This window comes from Clostridioides sp. LIBA-6822 (assembly GCF_056688955.1).
Genome location: NZ_CP196995.1, coordinates 907,005 through 923,904 on the forward strand (window position 1 = coordinate 907,005; position 16,900 = coordinate 923,904).

General features: G+C 29.7%; 17 protein-coding genes. 12 read left to right on the forward strand and 5 right to left on the reverse strand.

The genetic code is table 11. From position 1 onward, the window contains the following. Positions 1–31: 31 nt before the first annotated feature. A complete protein-coding gene (locus ACTG48_RS04515) occupies positions 32–2,725 on the reverse strand; it encodes a transglycosylase domain-containing protein (protein WP_479918241.1) in 2,694 nt (897 codons plus the stop codon). Positions 2,726–2,940: 215 nt separating this feature from the next. Here ACTG48_RS04515 and yunB point away from each other — a divergent pair, with 215 nt between their 5' ends. Then, entirely contained in the window at positions 2,941–3,639 is a 699-nt protein-coding gene (gene yunB / locus ACTG48_RS04520; protein ID WP_021383616.1) for a sporulation protein YunB, read from the forward strand. A gap of 227 nt (positions 3,640–3,866) precedes the next feature. On the opposite strand, the gene ACTG48_RS04525 is transcribed toward yunB, so the two are convergent. Continuing rightward, positions 3,867–4,874, reverse strand: a complete 1,008-nt coding sequence (locus ACTG48_RS04525; RefSeq protein WP_479918242.1) for a SpoIVB peptidase S55 domain-containing protein — start codon at positions 4,872–4,874, stop codon at positions 3,867–3,869. A gap of 227 nt (positions 4,875–5,101) precedes the next feature. On the opposite strand from ACTG48_RS04525, the gene ACTG48_RS04530 reads away from it, so the two are divergent. The 5 genes from ACTG48_RS04530 (at position 5,102) to ACTG48_RS04550 (ending at position 10,285) form a co-directional block, all read left to right on the forward strand. Then, positions 5,102–5,986, forward strand: coding sequence for an N-acetylmuramoyl-L-alanine amidase (locus ACTG48_RS04530; protein ID WP_021383605.1), 885 nt, complete (start codon positions 5,102–5,104; stop codon positions 5,984–5,986). A 299-nt stretch (positions 5,987–6,285) separates the two neighbouring features. After that, a complete protein-coding gene (locus ACTG48_RS04535) occupies positions 6,286–6,909 on the forward strand; it encodes a TetR/AcrR family transcriptional regulator (RefSeq protein WP_479918243.1) in 624 nt (207 codons plus the stop codon). 15 nt (positions 6,910–6,924) lie between these two features. Beyond that, on the forward strand, positions 6,925–7,731 hold the full coding sequence (locus ACTG48_RS04540) for an alpha/beta fold hydrolase (RefSeq protein WP_479918244.1): 807 nt from the start codon (positions 6,925–6,927) through the stop codon (positions 7,729–7,731). Positions 7,732–8,064: 333 nt separating this feature from the next. Further along, positions 8,065–9,615 (forward strand): ABC-F family ATP-binding cassette domain-containing protein, encoded by a 1,551-nt coding sequence (locus tag ACTG48_RS04545; protein ID WP_479918245.1) that lies wholly within the window; start codon positions 8,065–8,067, stop codon positions 9,613–9,615. 28 nt (positions 9,616–9,643) lie between these two features. Then, positions 9,644–10,285 carry a TIGR01906 family membrane protein gene (locus ACTG48_RS04550; RefSeq protein WP_479918246.1) on the forward strand — a complete coding sequence of 214 codons (642 nt, stop codon included), beginning with the start codon at positions 9,644–9,646 and terminating at the stop codon, positions 10,283–10,285. Between the two features lie 91 nt (positions 10,286–10,376). Here ACTG48_RS04550 and ACTG48_RS04555 read toward each other — a convergent pair whose 3' ends face one another. After that, complete coding sequence (locus tag ACTG48_RS04555; protein WP_003418451.1) at positions 10,377–10,637, reverse strand: cysteine-rich small domain-containing protein; 261 nt, start codon at positions 10,635–10,637, stop codon at positions 10,377–10,379. A 207-nt stretch (positions 10,638–10,844) separates the two neighbouring features. Here ACTG48_RS04555 and hflX point away from each other — a divergent pair, with 207 nt between their 5' ends. The 4 genes from hflX (at position 10,845) to ACTG48_RS04575 (ending at position 14,294) form a co-directional block, all read left to right on the forward strand. Continuing rightward, positions 10,845–12,128 (forward strand): GTPase HflX, encoded by a 1,284-nt coding sequence (gene hflX / locus ACTG48_RS04560; protein WP_479918247.1) that lies wholly within the window; start codon positions 10,845–10,847, stop codon positions 12,126–12,128. 7 nt (positions 12,129–12,135) lie between these two features. Continuing rightward, on the forward strand, positions 12,136–12,813 hold the full coding sequence (locus ACTG48_RS04565; protein ID WP_479918248.1) for a HEAT repeat domain-containing protein: 678 nt from the start codon (positions 12,136–12,138) through the stop codon (positions 12,811–12,813). 85 nt (positions 12,814–12,898) lie between these two features. Continuing rightward, positions 12,899–13,342 (forward strand): NUDIX domain-containing protein, encoded by a 444-nt coding sequence (locus tag ACTG48_RS04570; protein WP_003437525.1) that lies wholly within the window; start codon positions 12,899–12,901, stop codon positions 13,340–13,342. 307 nt (positions 13,343–13,649) lie between these two features. Next, on the forward strand, positions 13,650–14,294 hold the full coding sequence (locus ACTG48_RS04575) for a YigZ family protein (RefSeq protein WP_479918249.1): 645 nt from the start codon (positions 13,650–13,652) through the stop codon (positions 14,292–14,294). 84 nt (positions 14,295–14,378) lie between these two features. Here the strand turns inward: ACTG48_RS04575 and ACTG48_RS04580 are convergent, their stop codons facing one another. Then, positions 14,379–14,756, reverse strand: a complete 378-nt coding sequence (locus tag ACTG48_RS04580) for a sulfite exporter TauE/SafE family protein (protein WP_021383663.1) — start codon at positions 14,754–14,756, stop codon at positions 14,379–14,381. Further along, the gene (locus tag ACTG48_RS04585) at positions 14,756–15,142 is read right to left on the reverse strand and encodes a sulfite exporter TauE/SafE family protein (RefSeq protein WP_227821561.1); all 387 of its coding nucleotides are present in this window, start codon (positions 15,140–15,142) and stop codon (positions 14,756–14,758) included. Before ACTG48_RS04585 ends, ACTG48_RS04580 begins: the two co-directional genes overlap by 1 nt. Before the next feature lie 178 nt (positions 15,143–15,320). Between ACTG48_RS04585 and nadE the strand changes: the two genes are divergently transcribed. Beyond that, positions 15,321–16,076 (forward strand): NAD(+) synthase, encoded by a 756-nt coding sequence (gene nadE, locus ACTG48_RS04590; protein ID WP_021383617.1) that lies wholly within the window; start codon positions 15,321–15,323, stop codon positions 16,074–16,076. 82 nt (positions 16,077–16,158) lie between these two features. After that, the gene (locus ACTG48_RS04595; RefSeq protein WP_021383652.1) at positions 16,159–16,881 is read left to right on the forward strand and encodes a YebC/PmpR family DNA-binding transcriptional regulator; all 723 of its coding nucleotides are present in this window, start codon (positions 16,159–16,161) and stop codon (positions 16,879–16,881) included. Positions 16,882–16,900: the final 19 nt, after the last annotated feature.

Here is a 16,900-nt window from a genome sequence, read left to right on the forward strand (position 1 = left end):
TCTTTATATTTATATTTTGATTTTTGTTAGCTTAAGTTGCAGGAGTGCCACCACCATCAGGAGTAGTAGTAGAGCCACCACCATCGCTGTTTCCACCATTATCAGGAGGAGTAGTAGAGCCACCACCATTATTGTTTCCACCATTATCAGGAGGAGTGGAGCCACCACCATTGTTGTTTCCACCATTATCAGGAGGAGTAGTAGAGCCACCACCATTATTGTTTCCACCATTATTAGGAGGAGTAGAGCCACCACCATTATCACCTGAATTGTTGTTATTGTTGTCATTTTCATCTTGTTGATTATTATCTGGTTTCTTTGTATCTTCAGAGGATGGTTGAGAACTTACTCTAGTAGGAGCAGTCCCTTCAATAAATGCTGCTTTAGAGCCAGAAGATTGCTTCCCTCCATCATCTAAATTAATTTTTGTGAAATACACGTTTTTAGGAACTTCAAATTCAGTTACTGTTAAGTTAGCATGTATTTTTGTCATAACTTTTTCCCATAGTTTTGCAGTACTAGTACTTCCATGTGGAACTTCTCTACGCTTTATGGTATTGCCAGAATCATCTTTTCTACCAGCATCATCTCCAATATAAGTTGCTCCAACATAATAAGGTGTGTAACCAACAAACCAAGCATCATATGCACTATTTGTAGTACCTGTTTTACCTGCAACAGGCATTCCATTTGAAAGTGATGCTATGCTACCAGTACCTTCAGTAATTACACTTTCCAACATATCTGTAACAACATAAGCTACTTCAGGTTCTACAACTTTATGTTCCTCAGGAGCGTTTTTAACTAATAATTGACCATCAAAAGTAGTTATAGTAGTGAAAATTGATGGTTCTATATAAACTCCTTGATTTGCCAATGTACCATAAGCAGCAGCCATTTGAAGCGGAGTAATACCATTTGCCATACCACCTAGTGTTAATGATGGGAATTGTCTATCAGTTGCTCCTGACTGACTATTTTTTACAGTCGTTATACCAAAGTTCTTTAAGTAGTCCATCATTATATCTATACATTCATCATAAGAATCTCCAAGCATCTCAGCAGTTTTGACAGCTATTGTATTTGAAGATTTAGCAAGTGCTCTACGTAAACTCATAGAACCATGCCCAGCAGTAGTAGTTCTTGGATTCCACTTAGTATTCTCTTCAAACTTATATCCTCCTCTGGTATCACTTAGAGAAGTTGCTTGTGTAAGTTTTAAAGTATCAATAGCTGGTGTATAAATTGCTAGAGGTTTTATAGCAGAACCAGGCTGATGAGGGTTAGTAGCACGGTTTAAAGTTTTTCTACCACTTATATTTCTTCCTCCAGCTAGTGCCCTTATTTCACCATTTTTATAATCTAAGATTACCATTGCAGATTGCGGTTGACTAACTCCATCAGGACCAACCATATGTCCTGGGAAATTGCTATTTCTATCATATTCTTCTTCTAAAGCATCCTGCATTTTAGGGTCTATAGTTGTATTTACAATTAGACCTCCATTGTAGAATAAGTTTTGTGCTTCATCATTTGTATGTCCTTGTTCCATTAAAGCATTTATAACTTCACTTTCAATAAGGTCTTCTACAGATGAAGAAACTTTGTCTGATGATTTAGGTAATTTTATTTCTATTTTAGCTTTGATTGCTTCGTCATATTCGTTTTGCTTAATATATCCTAATTCTAACATTTTCTTTAGAACAACTTCTTGTCTTTTTTTAGCTTCTGGGTTGCTTACAGCTTTTCTGACAACTAATGTACCTGCCTTTAATTGTCTATAAGTATCATTAGATATAAGTTCCCAAGACTTTATTTTTTCAATCATATCAAAGTCTACCTTTGTAGGGTCATCTAAATCATCATCAGTTGTGTTAACAAAAAATAATAACTTATTTTCTAAATCGCCTTTAGTTTCGCTTCCATCTAATTTAGAAGTTTTATAGGCTGAAAACTTTGATGGATTTTTAGTTGAACCAGCAAGAAGTGCTGACTCAGCTATAGTAAGGTCAGCGGCAGACTTATCAAAATAACCACGTGCACCAGCCTCAGCACCTGCTAGACCTCTACCAACGAAAAAGTTATTTAAATAAGTTTCTAGTATTTTATCTTTACTTACTGTTTTACTCATCTCATATGCATAGTAAATATCCTTTATTTTACGAGGCAGAGTCTGTTGTTCAGTTGTTAACAACATTTTGGATACCTGCATAGGAATAGTACTACCACCTTGTTTAGTACCTGTAAGGGTTTTTAATACTGACCTAAATAAACCTTTAATGTCGACACCCTTATGTTCATAAAAACGTTCATCTTCTATTGCAATTACAGCATGTTGAAGATGTGTTGAAATCTTATCTAATGGAACAGGTGTCTTTTTATTTACACTTGGAGCTGTAGATAATGTTTTTCCATTAGCGTATTTAATTGTAGTTGTTTGGTTTGTTTGCTTATCCAAGACAGCTTCTGTAACTGGAGTAACATCTCTTAGTGATGCAAATACTAAACCAGCAGTACCAGCAGTACCAACAACTAGTAAAACTAAAAATACTATCCCAAATACTCTTAGTTTTCTAAATTTATCGCTTTTTTTAGATTTTTTCTTGTTTTTTGTTGAACGAGTTTTGTTAGATGAACCTCTATTAATTGGTTTGTTTGTATTACTAGAGGAACTAACTTTTTTTCTTCTAATTTTATTTCCATTTTTATCATTATCGTTATTCATAAGATTTTAACCTCCTTACTTAATGCAATATTATAACACAAATAGGAGTAATTTTGTAATTAATAGAAAAAATGAATTTGCTATAATATTCTGTACATTGTAAATATGTATAAACATAATGTATTAAAAAGTCCATATTTTTATTTTATTTATTTTTGACAAATATTATAAAAATTATGCTAAAGCTACATATAAATAAATAGGAGGGGATAATTTTGAATAGAATAGTAGATAGAAAAAAGAAAACTGAATTTAGAAAAATTGTAGCTATTTTTTTGTTAATTCTTTTCTTGTCTGTATTTATAGGCAGTTTTATATATATAGATAAAACTTTAAGACCAACAATAACAGTATTGGCAGAAACTAAAGCTCTTGAATTAGCAAATAGGTCAATAAATAAAGCTGTTGCTGAAATGGTAGAAGGAAAAATAAACTATGAAGATTTAATGGATATACAGCTTGATAATAATGGCAAAATAACAATGATACAAGCAAATACTATAATGATGAATGAGATTGCCTCTGCAATAGCTTTAGAAATACAAGATGAATTAAAAAAAGCTAAGACAGCTAGTTCTTACATACCTATAGGAACAGCATTAGGAAGTCCTATATTAGCCAAATACGGTCCTAGACTTGAAGTTTCTATTGAACCTATAGGAACAGTATCAGTAAACTTTAAAACGGAATTTGAGTCGTCTGGTATAAATCAAACAAGACACAGAATATATCTAGAAGCTCAAACGCAAGTTAAAGTAGTAATACCACTTATAACTTCAACAAAACAAATTAAAGCACAGATACCTATTTGTGAGACTATAATAGTAGGAGATGTTCCAGAAAGTTATGTAAATATACCAGAAAAAAATCTAGGAAATGTTTTACCTAACACTGGAAAAAATGCTAATAAGTAATATAAAGTTATATATTTTTAAATAAATTTGAAAAAGTAGTTTATAAATAAAAATTTTGTAAATAATATTAATATAATTTCAATAAAAATTATATTTTATACTATGTAAAATATCTAATATATTTGGTCTCTTAAGGTAAGTAGAGATACCTTTAGACCAAATATATTATTAATTATCTGTTTAATATTTAAATTATTGTTTATTTGTATTATTTAAAACTATATTATTTACAACATCCATTTAATAAATACAGCATAGCCTACAGCTGGGTCATTTTCGATAGCATGAGATACTGCTCCAATTATTTTATCATTCTGAACTATTGGAGTACCACTCATACCTTGTACAATACCACCAGTTTGAGCTAAAAGTTTTTTATCTGTAATTTTAATTTTAAAACTTTTGCTTTCTGGATGTTTTTGATTTTCTATATCTATAATTTCAATATTATATTTTTTACATTCATTACAATTATCTTGTAGAATTATTTGAGCCTTTCCTAATTTAACTTCATCTAAAGAAGCTACTTTATATTTTTTTAAATTAGAAATATCAAAGTTGTTAATTTGACCTCTTATTCCAAAATCAGTATTGTCTGTAAAACTACCAATAATATTTTCTCTTTTTGCATTTATACATCCAACACTACCTTTATAAGATTTTTCTATATTAAGATGTTTAGTTGTAGAAATTGAACCTGATTTAATAGGTATCTTTCTAGCATTACCAACACTTATTGGGTGACCTACAGCACCAAACTCTGATGTTTCTGGATTAATATATGTTAAAGTAGCAAATCCAGAAAGTAAGTTATTAAAACTAATTTTTTCTAATATGTGTTTAGTAGTTTTCATTGTTATCAGTTGACCACCTCTATTTAATAAAATAGATACTGGTTTTTCTTCTGGTAAAGCATTTAATGTGTTTGCAAAGTCGCTATATCCATCAACTTCAGCATTATTTATCTTTACTATTGCATCACCTAACCTAAGTGGAGATGCTTCTCCAGGATTTCTAACAATGATGTTTTTTAGTTCTGCGTCGATTTGAAGTACGTTTCCAATTGGTATTAAATATTCAGGTTCACTTTTTTGTAAATTTTGTGCATAAATTAAATTATTTGAGAAAAAATATAATAAAAATAAAAAAGTTAAAACAATTGTAAATTTAGACTTAGCTAAGTTGGTTCTTTTATTTAAAGCTTTATCTTTAAAATAAAAATTTTTAAATTGCATAAAACACCTCTTTCTTATTAAATTATTTTAATAATAGAATTGAAGTTTTCTCGCTGCTTCTGTATTATGTTGTGCAAGAATTAGTTTTTGATGCTTGGAAAACTGACGCAATAACTCCTTAGTTTTCATAAAAATAAATAAAATAAAGAGCGTATATGATAAAATAGATACATATTCATATAAGTTAAAATAAATAATAACTGTATATCATTAGAAAGGAGCAAAACATGAAAAAATATAGATTGTTAGTTACTTGTATAATTGCCATGGGAATTATAATTATAGGAACATCAAATCCTGTTAGCAATTTTTACAAGACTACAAATTTGATTAGTTCAGGAAACACTACAAATGAAAAAGCAGATAAAGATAAAAACTCAAATAAAAATACAAAAGATAAAGATGAAGATAAATCAAATTCAAAAAGCAATAAAGAAAAGTCATCAGAAAATAAATCATCAGATAATAAAAACGAAACTCAAAAAAATAAAAAGTTTTTAATTTGTATAGACCCAGGACATCAAGGAAAAGGAGATAGCAATCTAGAACCAGTAGCTCCAGGTTCTTCCTCTCAAAAAGCGAGAGTATCTTCAGGAACAGAGGGTATTGCCACAAAAAAACCAGAATATGTTTTAAATTTAGAAGCATCTCTTGTTTTAAAACATATATTAGAATCTAAAGGTTATAATGTAATAATGACTAGAGAGACTCATGATATAAATATAAGTAATTCAGAAAGAGCGATACTTGCTAATGATAAAAATGCAGATATGGTTGTAAGAATACATGCAGATAGTTTAAATAATTCTTCAAAGACTGGTGCATCCATATTAATTCCTGAAAAGGATGGAAAATATACAGCTCCTATATATGAAGATAGTAATAAATGTGCTGAATTTATTAAACAGAATATGGAACAAGCTGGAATACAAATTAATGGAATCGTTCAAAGAGGCGATTTGACTGGATTTAACTGGTCAAAAGTACCAGCTGTGTTAGTAGAAATGGGATTTATGAGTAACTACAATGAAGACCAAATGATGTCAAATCCAGAGTATCAAAGAAAAATGATGCAATGTGTAGCAGATGGATTAGATGAGTATTTTAAATAAAGTATAAATAGAGAAAAAGTTGGGATGGTATTATGTTCCTGATTTTTATCTCTATTTTTTATTTATTAAAAGCCTCTAAAAAGTCTTATAGGTCTTTGTAGGTATCTCGCAAAGTGAAGTACATACATTATAGTATTGATGAAAATAGCTAATATTATTTTGCGTTGCTGTTTGTATCTTTTCTGTGAATCCCATTGACAAGTATAAAGCTAATAGATATACTAATAATAGTGACCACATGGTCACTATTATTCAACAAATAAAATGACCGAGTGGTCACTATGCGAGGAGAACAGGTTATGCCTACAAAATTATTTTTTGAGCTTAATGAAGATAAACAAATGAAAATCATTAATGTGGTAACATCTGAATTTGCAACATATGGTTACACAAATAGTTCCACGAATAGAATGGTTAAAAACTCTGGCATCAGTAAAGGTAGTCTTTTTAAATATTTTTCTAATAAAGAAGAATTGTATTTCTTCATTCTTGATATTGTTACAGCAGAACTTATTGAAAATCTAGAAAAAATGACATCTAGCCTTCCACCTGAGTTATTTCAAAGAGTAATCGAGTATTCCATTTTAGAATTTACTTGGTATATTCATAATCTCGAAAAAGCAAAATTGGTAATAGGAGCTTTCAAAAAAAATGATACTGTGATTTATCGAAAGACTATGGAACGATATAAAATCAAAGAGATAAATGTGTATTACAAGCTACTTAAAGATATTGATTTGAGTAATCTACGTTGGGATAAGCAGAAAACAATCAATCTTTTAAAGTGGTTTCTAAAAGGTTTTAATGAAGAATTTTTAGGAAGTGTTGAAATTGATAATTATTCATTTGAACATATACAAAATGAGTATATAAAGAGACTAACAGATTACATGGAAATATTAAAAATTGGGCTTTTGAGATAAAAGGAGGAGGCAGCTATGTTTTGGAGAGCAAAAGAAGGAAGTGTCAGTATTGATGATACAGATATGGACTATATCTCTTTTGGAAATGGAAGTGACATTTTAATCATGCTTCCCGGTCTAGGAGACGGATTAAAGACAGTTAAGAGAATGGCTATAACTATGGCTATAACATACAGGATGTATGCAAAAGACTACAAAGTATATGTTTTCAGCAGGAAAAATCATTTGAAAGAGGGCTACTCTACAAGAGATATGGCTAAAGACCAAGCTAAAGCTATGAAAATACTTGGTATATCTAAGGCTAAAGTTTTAGGAATTTCTCAAGGTGGAATGATAGCACAATATCTTGCGATTGATTACCCTGATTTAGTTGAGAAACTTGTATTGGCTGTTACATTATCGAAGCAGAATGAAAATATTCAAGAAGTGGTTGAAAATTGGATTAAGTTAGCAGAGCAAGAAAATTACAAAGGTCTAATGATTGATATAGCAGAAAAATCCTATTCAGAGAACTACTTAAGAAAATATCGTTTACTTTACCATCTACTTGGGAGAATAGGTAAGCCTAAAGATTTTAGCCGATTTCTCATACAAGCAGTTTCTTGTATTCAGCATGATGCATATGTAGAGTTGGAGAATATTATATGTCCTACTTTGGTAATTGGGGGCAATAGGGACAAAATTATTGGAGAGACATCTTTGTTTGAATTAGTTGATAAAATTAAGGACAACGAATTGTTTATATATAAAGGTCTTGGGCATGCAGCATATGAGGAAGCAAAAGATTTTAATAATAGAGTTTTAACATTTTTATCAAAATAAAAATAAAGTATTATGAAAATAGAGTTGATATGCTGTTCTGTATTTAACAATAAAGCAGGGAGAAAAAAGCGTTATCAACTATGCAAGGCAACTTTTTCAGAACTTACATCGAAAGACGAAAAGAGATGCCTCATAAATAAGTGTCTTGTTCAAAATCATGATTGACTAGAATAGATTTTTCTACTATTTTTTATTATAAATAATATAATGATAAAATTTACATTAAGTTAAATTGCTGTAAATATAACTAAAAATATTGGTAATACTTGATTTAAGTTTAAAAAGAATATATTATAGTATAGAATGTGTAAAATTTTTTTGAGAGGTGTTAAAATGCTAGTAGTAGAAAACGTAAGTCACGGATTTGGTGCAAGAACAATATTAGAAAATGTATCTTTTAGACTTAGAAAAGGTGAACATATTGCACTAGTTGGCGCTAATGGAGAAGGAAAATCGAGTTTTTTAAATATAATAACAAAAAAGCTTATGCCAGATGCTGGAAATATAAAGTGGTCTTCAAGAGCTACAGTAGGTTACTTAGACCAACATACAGTACTAAGTAAAGGTAAAAGTATAAGAGAAGTACTTAGAGAAGCTTTTAAGCATATGTTTGATTTAGAGCAAGAAATGATTGTTATGTACGACAAGATGGGAGAAGCTAATGATGATGAGATGAGTAAGCTTCTTGAAGAAACAGCTGAAATACAAACTATACTTGAAAATAGTGGTTTTTATATGATAGATGCGAAGATACAAGAGGTTGCAAATGGTCTTGGTCTTGGAGAGATTGGTCTAGATAAAGATGTAACTGACTTAAGTGGGGGACAGAGAACGAAAGTACTTCTTACTAAACTTCTACTTGAAAATCCAACTATTCTTATATTGGATGAGCCTACAAACTATTTAGATGAAGAACATATAACATGGCTTACTAGATATCTTCAAGAGTATGAAAATAGCTTTGTCCTAGTTTCTCATGATATTGAATTTATAAATAACACTTGTAACGTAATATACCATATGGAAAATGGAGAACTAAATAGATATAAAGGAAACTATGATGAGTTTGTAAGACTTAACGATATAAAGAAACGTCAAGAAGAACAAGCTTATGACAAACAAGTTGAAGAAAGAAAGAGACTAGAGGACTTTGTAGCTAGAAATAAGGCTAGAGTAGCAACTAGAGGAATGGCTAACAGTAGACAAAAGCAACTTGATAAGATGGAAATATTAGAAAGACCAAAAGAAAAGATAAAGCCTACTTTTTCTTTCAAAGAGGCTAGAGCAGCAAGTAAGATAATTTTTGAAACAGAAAGTTTAATTTTAGGATATGATGAAGCATTGACAAAGCCGCTTAATTTCCATCTAGAAAGAGGGAAGAAGATAGCTTTAAAAGGAATGAATGGTATTGGAAAATCTACTTTATTAAAGACTTTACTTGGAATAATAAAACCATTTGAAGGAAGTGTTAAGTTAGGTGACTATCTGGAAGTTGGATATTTTGAACAAGAGAGTTCAAGAGAAAATAGCAACACACCTATGGATGAAATTTGGAGTGAATTCCCAGGACTTACAAACTTTGAAGTTAGACAAGCTCTTGCAAAATGTGGACTTACAAATGAACACATAACTAGTCAAATGAGAGTGCTAAGTGGTGGAGAAGCTGCAAAGGTTAGACTTTGTAAAGTAATGCTAAAAAATATAAATTTCTTAGTACTAGATGAGCCTACAAATCACTTAGATGTTGAAGCAAAAGACGAATTGAAGAAAGCCATAAAAGAATTTAAGGGAACAGTTCTTTTGGTATGTCATGAACCAGAATTCTATTCAGACATTGTTGATGATGTATGGAATATAGAAGATTTTACAACTAAAATAGTGTAGTGATTTAATTTATTACTGGGGGGATTTCATGAAAAAGTTTCTAAATATACTTTTTTCAACATGTATAAGTGTGGTTATAATCGTAGGAGTTATCAATTTTACTGTTGCGTTTAAACAACTATATTATTTTGACATTGATTATTTAAATATATCGGATTTGTCTGGTTTGTCTAAAGATGATATAAAATTAAACTACGATTATCTGATTGATTATAATTTAAATAAGAATGTGTCTGAGTTTAAGTTGCCTACATTAAAATCTTCTCCAGAAGGAAAGATACATTTTGAAGAGGTGAGAAATATATTTCAAAATATCAATAAACTAGCTAAAGTACTAATGATAGTATCTTTAGTAGGAATTATATTGAATGCAAAAAATAAAAATATAAAAATTTTAAAAACTACATCAATAACGCTTATAATTATGCCATTATTATTGGCCATTCCAGTTTTATTGAACTTTGAAAAATCATTTATTATTTTTCATAAATTATTATTTAGAAACGATTATTGGATATTTAGTCCAGATTTAGACCCAGTTATAAATATGTTGCCAGAAGAGTTCTTTTTTCATGCTGGTGTGATGATTTTAATGTTGATTTTATTAGTAAGCATATTGCTTCTTGTAATATATAAGTTATGCAAATCGTCTAAAATAAAAACAAGATAGATTAAAAGTATACAATAAAAATAGCTATGTAATAATATTTAGACTAAAAGTAGTTAATAAATATTTATGCATAGCTATTTCTAATGAAAAATTATTTTTTACTAGTAATTTTAACTAAATCTTGAAATTTTCCCATAATATAATTATAATTATCTTTTTTATGAGGTAGCATGCAACTACTGCAATCCTTGATACCTTTATCTGTATACTTGAAGTTTCCACCACAATTTTCTCCTAAAGCATACAAAGGACAATAGCAAAATAAACAGTTAAATTCCTCTGGTTTATTAGTTTTATGACAAGGGAAAAATTCACAATCTTTGTGATTAAAAAACTTATAATTTTCGCCCATATTTTCCTCCTAAATTAAATAAAATTTAAATCTTTTATAACTATATAAGATTTTGGTGATAATATAATTATACTAAATATTTTTATTAATAGTTGATAATATAGTACTATTAATCATAGTATTAATGGTATAATTAGTCAACAGAAAAATAATGTAAATGTATTTTGTAATTAGAATATGTTTTATAACAAAAAATGAGGTGATTAAGTGAAAGAAATTCAAGAAAGAGCACTTCTTGTAGGTCTGAATTTGACAACAATAGTGAAAAAAAGTGATGATATAGACACTAGTGAATCCATGGAAGAATTAAAAGAATTAACAAAAGCTGCTGGTGCAGAGGTTGTGGCTAGCTTAATTCAAAATAAGCACTCCATAGATGCAGCTTATTATATAGGAAAAGGCAAGGTGGAAGAAATAAGAGCGTATAGTGACTCATTGGATGCTACTTTAGTAATTTTCAATGACGAATTATCTGGTGCTCAAATCAGAAATATAGAAAATGTTGTTGGAAGAAAGGTAATAGATAGAACGACCTTGATTCTAGATATATTTGCTCAAAGGGCACTTAGTAAAGAAGGAAAATTGCAGGTTGAATTAGCACAATTAAAATATAGATTACCACGACTTTATGGAATGGGTGGTGAGATGAGTAGAACAGGTGCAGGAATTGGAACTAGAGGTCCTGGAGAACAAAAACTAGAAATAGATAAAAGACATATACTTAATAAAGCAGCAGACATAAGACGTGAACTTAGAGAAGTAAAAAAGAATAGAGAGACACAGAGAGTTAAGCGTTTAAAATCAAATATACCGATTGTAGCACTTGTTGGGTATACAAATGCAGGAAAATCTACCCTACTAAACGAATTAATAAAGACACACAAGGATTATGAACAAGAAAAAGAAGTTTTTGTAAAAGATATGCTTTTTGCAACTCTAGATGTAACTTTAAGAAAGGCACTTTTGCCAAATAAAAAAGAATTTTTAGTAGTAGATACTGTTGGATTTGTAAGCAAACTTCCCCATGATTTAGTAGAGGCATTTAAAGCAACATTGGAAGAAGTACAATATGCAGACTTAATTTTGCATGTAATTGATGCAACAAATACTAGTTATGAATTGCAAAAAAGTACAACTGAAGGTGTGTTAAAAGAACTTGGTGTAAATGATAAAAAACATATACTTGTATATAATAAGGTCGATAAGCTAGAATTGGATATATATCCTAAAAGTCAAGAAGATATTGTGTATATTTCTGCTAAACAAGGCATAAATATGGATAAGCTATTAAATATGATAGAAAGTGCTTTAATGGAAAATACCTATTCGGTAAGCTTGATGTTACCTTATGAGAGAGGTGATATATTTAGTAGAATAAAAGATAAATATAATGTGGAGAATTTTGAGTATGGGGAAAATGGTATAGCATTAGATGTAAACTTGGATGAAGAAGATTTTAATATCTATAGAGAGTACATATTAGAAAAATAGGTTGAATATGGATATTAATTGGGAAAATATAGATAATCTTGAAGATTATTTTATAACCTATCTTCTTTATAAAGAATCTAAAACAGTATCTCAAATTAGTAAGATTAGAAATATTTCAAATACTGAGGCAAGCGAGCAACTTATACAAGCAAAATTGAAAATAAAAGAAATGCAAAAAGAGGATTTTGAGGCATCTAAGGATATTTTGGATAAATTTTTAGAATTAGATAAAATCAAGAGACTTGATTTTATGGATAGCTTAGATGACGAAAAAATGGTATACTTTAAGAGAAAGGTTTTCAAAAGAATCCTTGTGGAAAAAAATGCTGAAGATTTAATTGTTTTAATTTGGGCGACAGGTGAGCTAAAAGATGATAGATTCTTGAAATTACTTCATCAGCTCACAAACCACAGACACTCAGATATTAGAAGGATAACTTATTCAGCAATAAGAAAGATTGAATCACCAATTAGTAGAGAAGTATTACAAAAAGGTCTCTACGATAAAAATGCACAAACTAGGCAGTATTGTGCAAAAGCTCTTTCAAAATTAGGAGATGAAAACAGTTTAAAGATTTTACATCAGTTGAAAGACAAGAATAAGAATTTTGAAAAAGAGTATGTGCTTAGAGCTTATGACGAAGCCATTAAAGCATTGGAAGATGCGAAAAATTTGAAAAAGTAATTTTTTATTAAAGCAATTTGTTTACTTAATGATGTATTTCTAGAGTTTAACAAGGTAATAAATAAATTAATGGGAGGGGTTTCAAATGATAGTAAGACGTTGTGCAGGTGGAGTAGTTTTTTATGCTAATAAAGTACTTATTGTAAAAAATGATAGAGGTGAATGGACACTTCCAAAAGGTAAGATACTTGGAGGGGGACTTCCATATGAGAGTGCTGTTCAAAGAGTAAAAGTAGAAACTGGCATAGATGCTAAAATGATAGATGTAGCTGGCGACACTATGTATGAATTTTTCTCAAGAAGTAGACAACAAGAAGTTTGTAATGCAATAATGTGGTATGTTATGGAAGCTTGTAACACTGATTGTGTACTTGCTCCTGAATTCCAAGAAGGTGGATTTTATAAAGTTAAGGATGCTTTAGAAATGTTGTCACATCACAAAGAGCAAGCTTTAGTAGAAGTATCTTATAAAAAGTTTAAAGAATTAAAGAAATTAGTTTCAGAGGGCGATGATGTTCCAGCAAATTAATAGTGAATCTAGAGAATTCTGAGGAAGGGTAGCCCCTTCCTTTTTTAATTGAAAATATTTTAAACATAAATTATATAGTTTATTTAGATTGTGATTTAAAAATCTAAATTTTTAGTGATTTATATCTAAAATTAGTAACTTATATTTGAAATAAAAATTAAAAAGTATACAATTTTATTATATAATTGTTTTATAACAGTTATTAAAGAAATGATAAAAATCTATTTATTTTTTAGTAGAATAATTTTATATATAAATACATGTTTGATGTATACCTTAAAAAATAATTAAAATAGGAGGAAATATAATGAGCAATTACAGGACATTACATGAATTTGGAACTGATGAAATAACAATTGAAAAGTCTGTTTTTATTGGATATGCTAAACCTATAAAGAGCGAAGAGGAAGCATTAGAATTTATAAATGAAATAAAGAAAAAGCACAAAGATGCAACTCATAATGTATGGGCTTATACAGTTGGACAAAATATGAATATACAAAGATATAGTGATGATGGAGAGCCACAAGGAACAGCAGGTATACCTACATTAGAGGTTATAAAAAAAGAAGATTTGAGAGATGTAGCAGTTGTTGTTACTAGGTATTTTGGAGGCACAAAATTAGGTGCAGGTGGTTTAGTTAGAGCTTATACAAAAGGTGCTAAGTTGGGATTGGAAGCAGGTAAGATAATTTATAAGGTAATGTATCAAGAAGTTAAGATTAAAATAGATTATACTCAACTTGGAAAAGTACAAAATGAATTAATGAATTTAGGGTATTTCATAAAAGATACCATATATGAAGATAATGTCGAGATAATAGTGTATTCAAAGTTAGAGGATGTAGAAAAAGTATCAGAAAAAATGATTGATATAACAAATGGAACAGGAAAAATAGTTTTAGGAGAAGAATTCTATTTATCTGAACAAAACGGAGAAATATTATTGTAATCTAAAAAGATTAAAAGAGTTAATTATATTAAACAGTCAAATTTTATCTTAAAATGAAAAGCCATTAAATTGTTTTAATCTAAATCAATTTAATGGCTTTTTATTAGACTTTGCACAGAATCCTTTTTTTACTTCAAATAAACCAACTAAAAGTAGAAATATCCCAAATATTTTTTTTAATATATCTGAAGATAGATAATTAGCTAACAGTGAACCAAATATGGCACCTAAAACCCCAAATACAGCTATGGGTATAACCAATTTAAAAACTACATTTTTATTTTTTATATGTATAGCCAATGCTATAAGTGTCATAGGAATAGATGAAAGTAAATTTACACTTTGAGCTATTTTAGTGTCGATACCAGCAAGTAAAACGAGTGCAGGTATAAGGATGGTTCCTCCACCCATTCCCATTCCTCCGATAATCCCTGCAAAAAATCCAATTAAAGCAAATAACATTAGAACACCATCCTTAATGCTGCAATTATCATGATTATTCCAAAAGAAATCCTAAGAAACTTTCCAGTAACCTTATTTAGTAGCTTAGCCCCTATGATACCGCCAAGAATACTTCCAACTGCAACTTTTATTGTCAAATTAATGTCGTAAGTACCTTTAGATACATATAAGACAGAGCTTGCTGTCGTTAAGAAAATTATTATAGAAAGAGCAGTTGCATGAGATTTATGTTCTTCTACCTTAACGATGTCATTTAATATCGGAACTAAAAGAGTACCTCCTCCAGACCCAAAAACTCCATTTATAAATCCTGTAAAAACTCCAATTATCGTATTTTTTAAATTAAAATCAAAATATTTTTTCTTCAAATCATCAGTTTTTTTCATAAAAATCACCTTCTGAAATAGTTTTACCAAAATAGGCAAATTATATTTATATAAAATAAGATTAAATATAATCTTTCATGTTTACTTAATTTTGCATAAAAAAAAACATATTAAAACAATATATTAATATATGGTATAATATATTAAAACAAAGTAGCAAATTTGAGAGGAGATAACAATGTCAAATATAAAAATACAAATAGACAAAACTGTAGAATGGCTTATAAATAAGGTTAATGAAGCAAATGCAAAAGGATTGATTGTCGGTGTATCTGGGGGAATTGATTCAGCAGTAGTTGCTAATTTAATTAAAAAGGCATTTCCAGAAAACTCTATGGGAGTTATAATGAGCATAAAAAGTAATCCTCAAGATAGAGAAGATGCACTTAAGGTTATAGAAGGATGTGATATAGAATATCTTGATTTAGACCTTATAGAGCCACAAAGTGCTATATTAGACATGGTAGTAGGAAATTTAAAAGAGAAACATTTATATAGAGCAGAATATTTAAAGATGACAGATGCAAATTTAAGAGCAAGAGTAAGAATGAGTACTATTTATACAATTGCTAACAATCTAGGATATCTAGTTGTTGGTACAGATAATGCTGCAGAAATACACACAGGATACTTTACTAAATTTGGTGATGGTGGAGTTGATATTTTACCAATTGCAAATTTGACTAAAGGAGAGGTGTATGAATGGGCAAAAGAACTTGGTGTTCATGAAGATTTAATAAACAAAGCTCCTTCTGCAGGTCTTTGGGAAGGTCAAACAGATGAAAATGAAATGGGAACTACTTACGATATGATAGATGCTGTGTTACAAGGTAGATTAGATGAAGTTCCTCAAAGAGACCAAGAGATAATTGAAAGACTTCATAGAATAAGCGAGCATAAGAGAAAAACGCCTGCGCAACCTCCTAAGTTCTAATTTACTATTTTAAAGATTTGTGATAAAATTTACAAGTGATAAAAATTAGAATAACTAATTGTACGTATTAAGGAGTGGAAATATGGGACGTATAGGTAATATAATTAATAGAAAAGGTAAACAAGATGCTCAAAGAGCAAAAATATTTACTAAACATGCTAGAGCAATAGCAGTTGCTGCCAAAGAAGGTGGAGCAGACCCAGAATATAATGCAGCTTTAAAGACAGCTATAGAAAAAGCTAAGGCAGATAATATGCCAAATGATAATATAGATAGAGCTATCGCTAAAGGTGCTGGAGCAGGTGCTGGTGATGACTATGAAACTATAGTTTATGAAGGTTATGGACCTGGCGGAGTTGCAGTTATAGTAGAAACTTTAACTGACAACAAAAACAGAACTGCTGGTAATGTAAGATACTACTTCGATAAAAATGGAGGAAACTTAGGAACTAGTGGATGTGTTTCTTTTATGTTTGATAAAAAAGGACAGATATTAGTTGGTTCAGGAGATGGAATTTCAGAAGAAGAATTGATGGATGTTGCATTAGAAGCAGGAGCTGAAGATTTTATAACAGAAGAAGATGGTTATGAAATAATAACTACACCAGAAGATTTTTCTAGTGTTCGTGATGAGTTGAAAGCTAAAGGGTATGAGTTTATATCTGCTGATGTAAAGATGATACCTCAAACTACAACTGTACTAACTGAAGAAGCTCATTTAAAAATGATGAATAAATTAGTTGATATGCTTGAAGAAGATGATGATGTTCAAGATATATATCATAACTGGGAAATGGAAGAGTAAATATTTTAATATCTTAGAA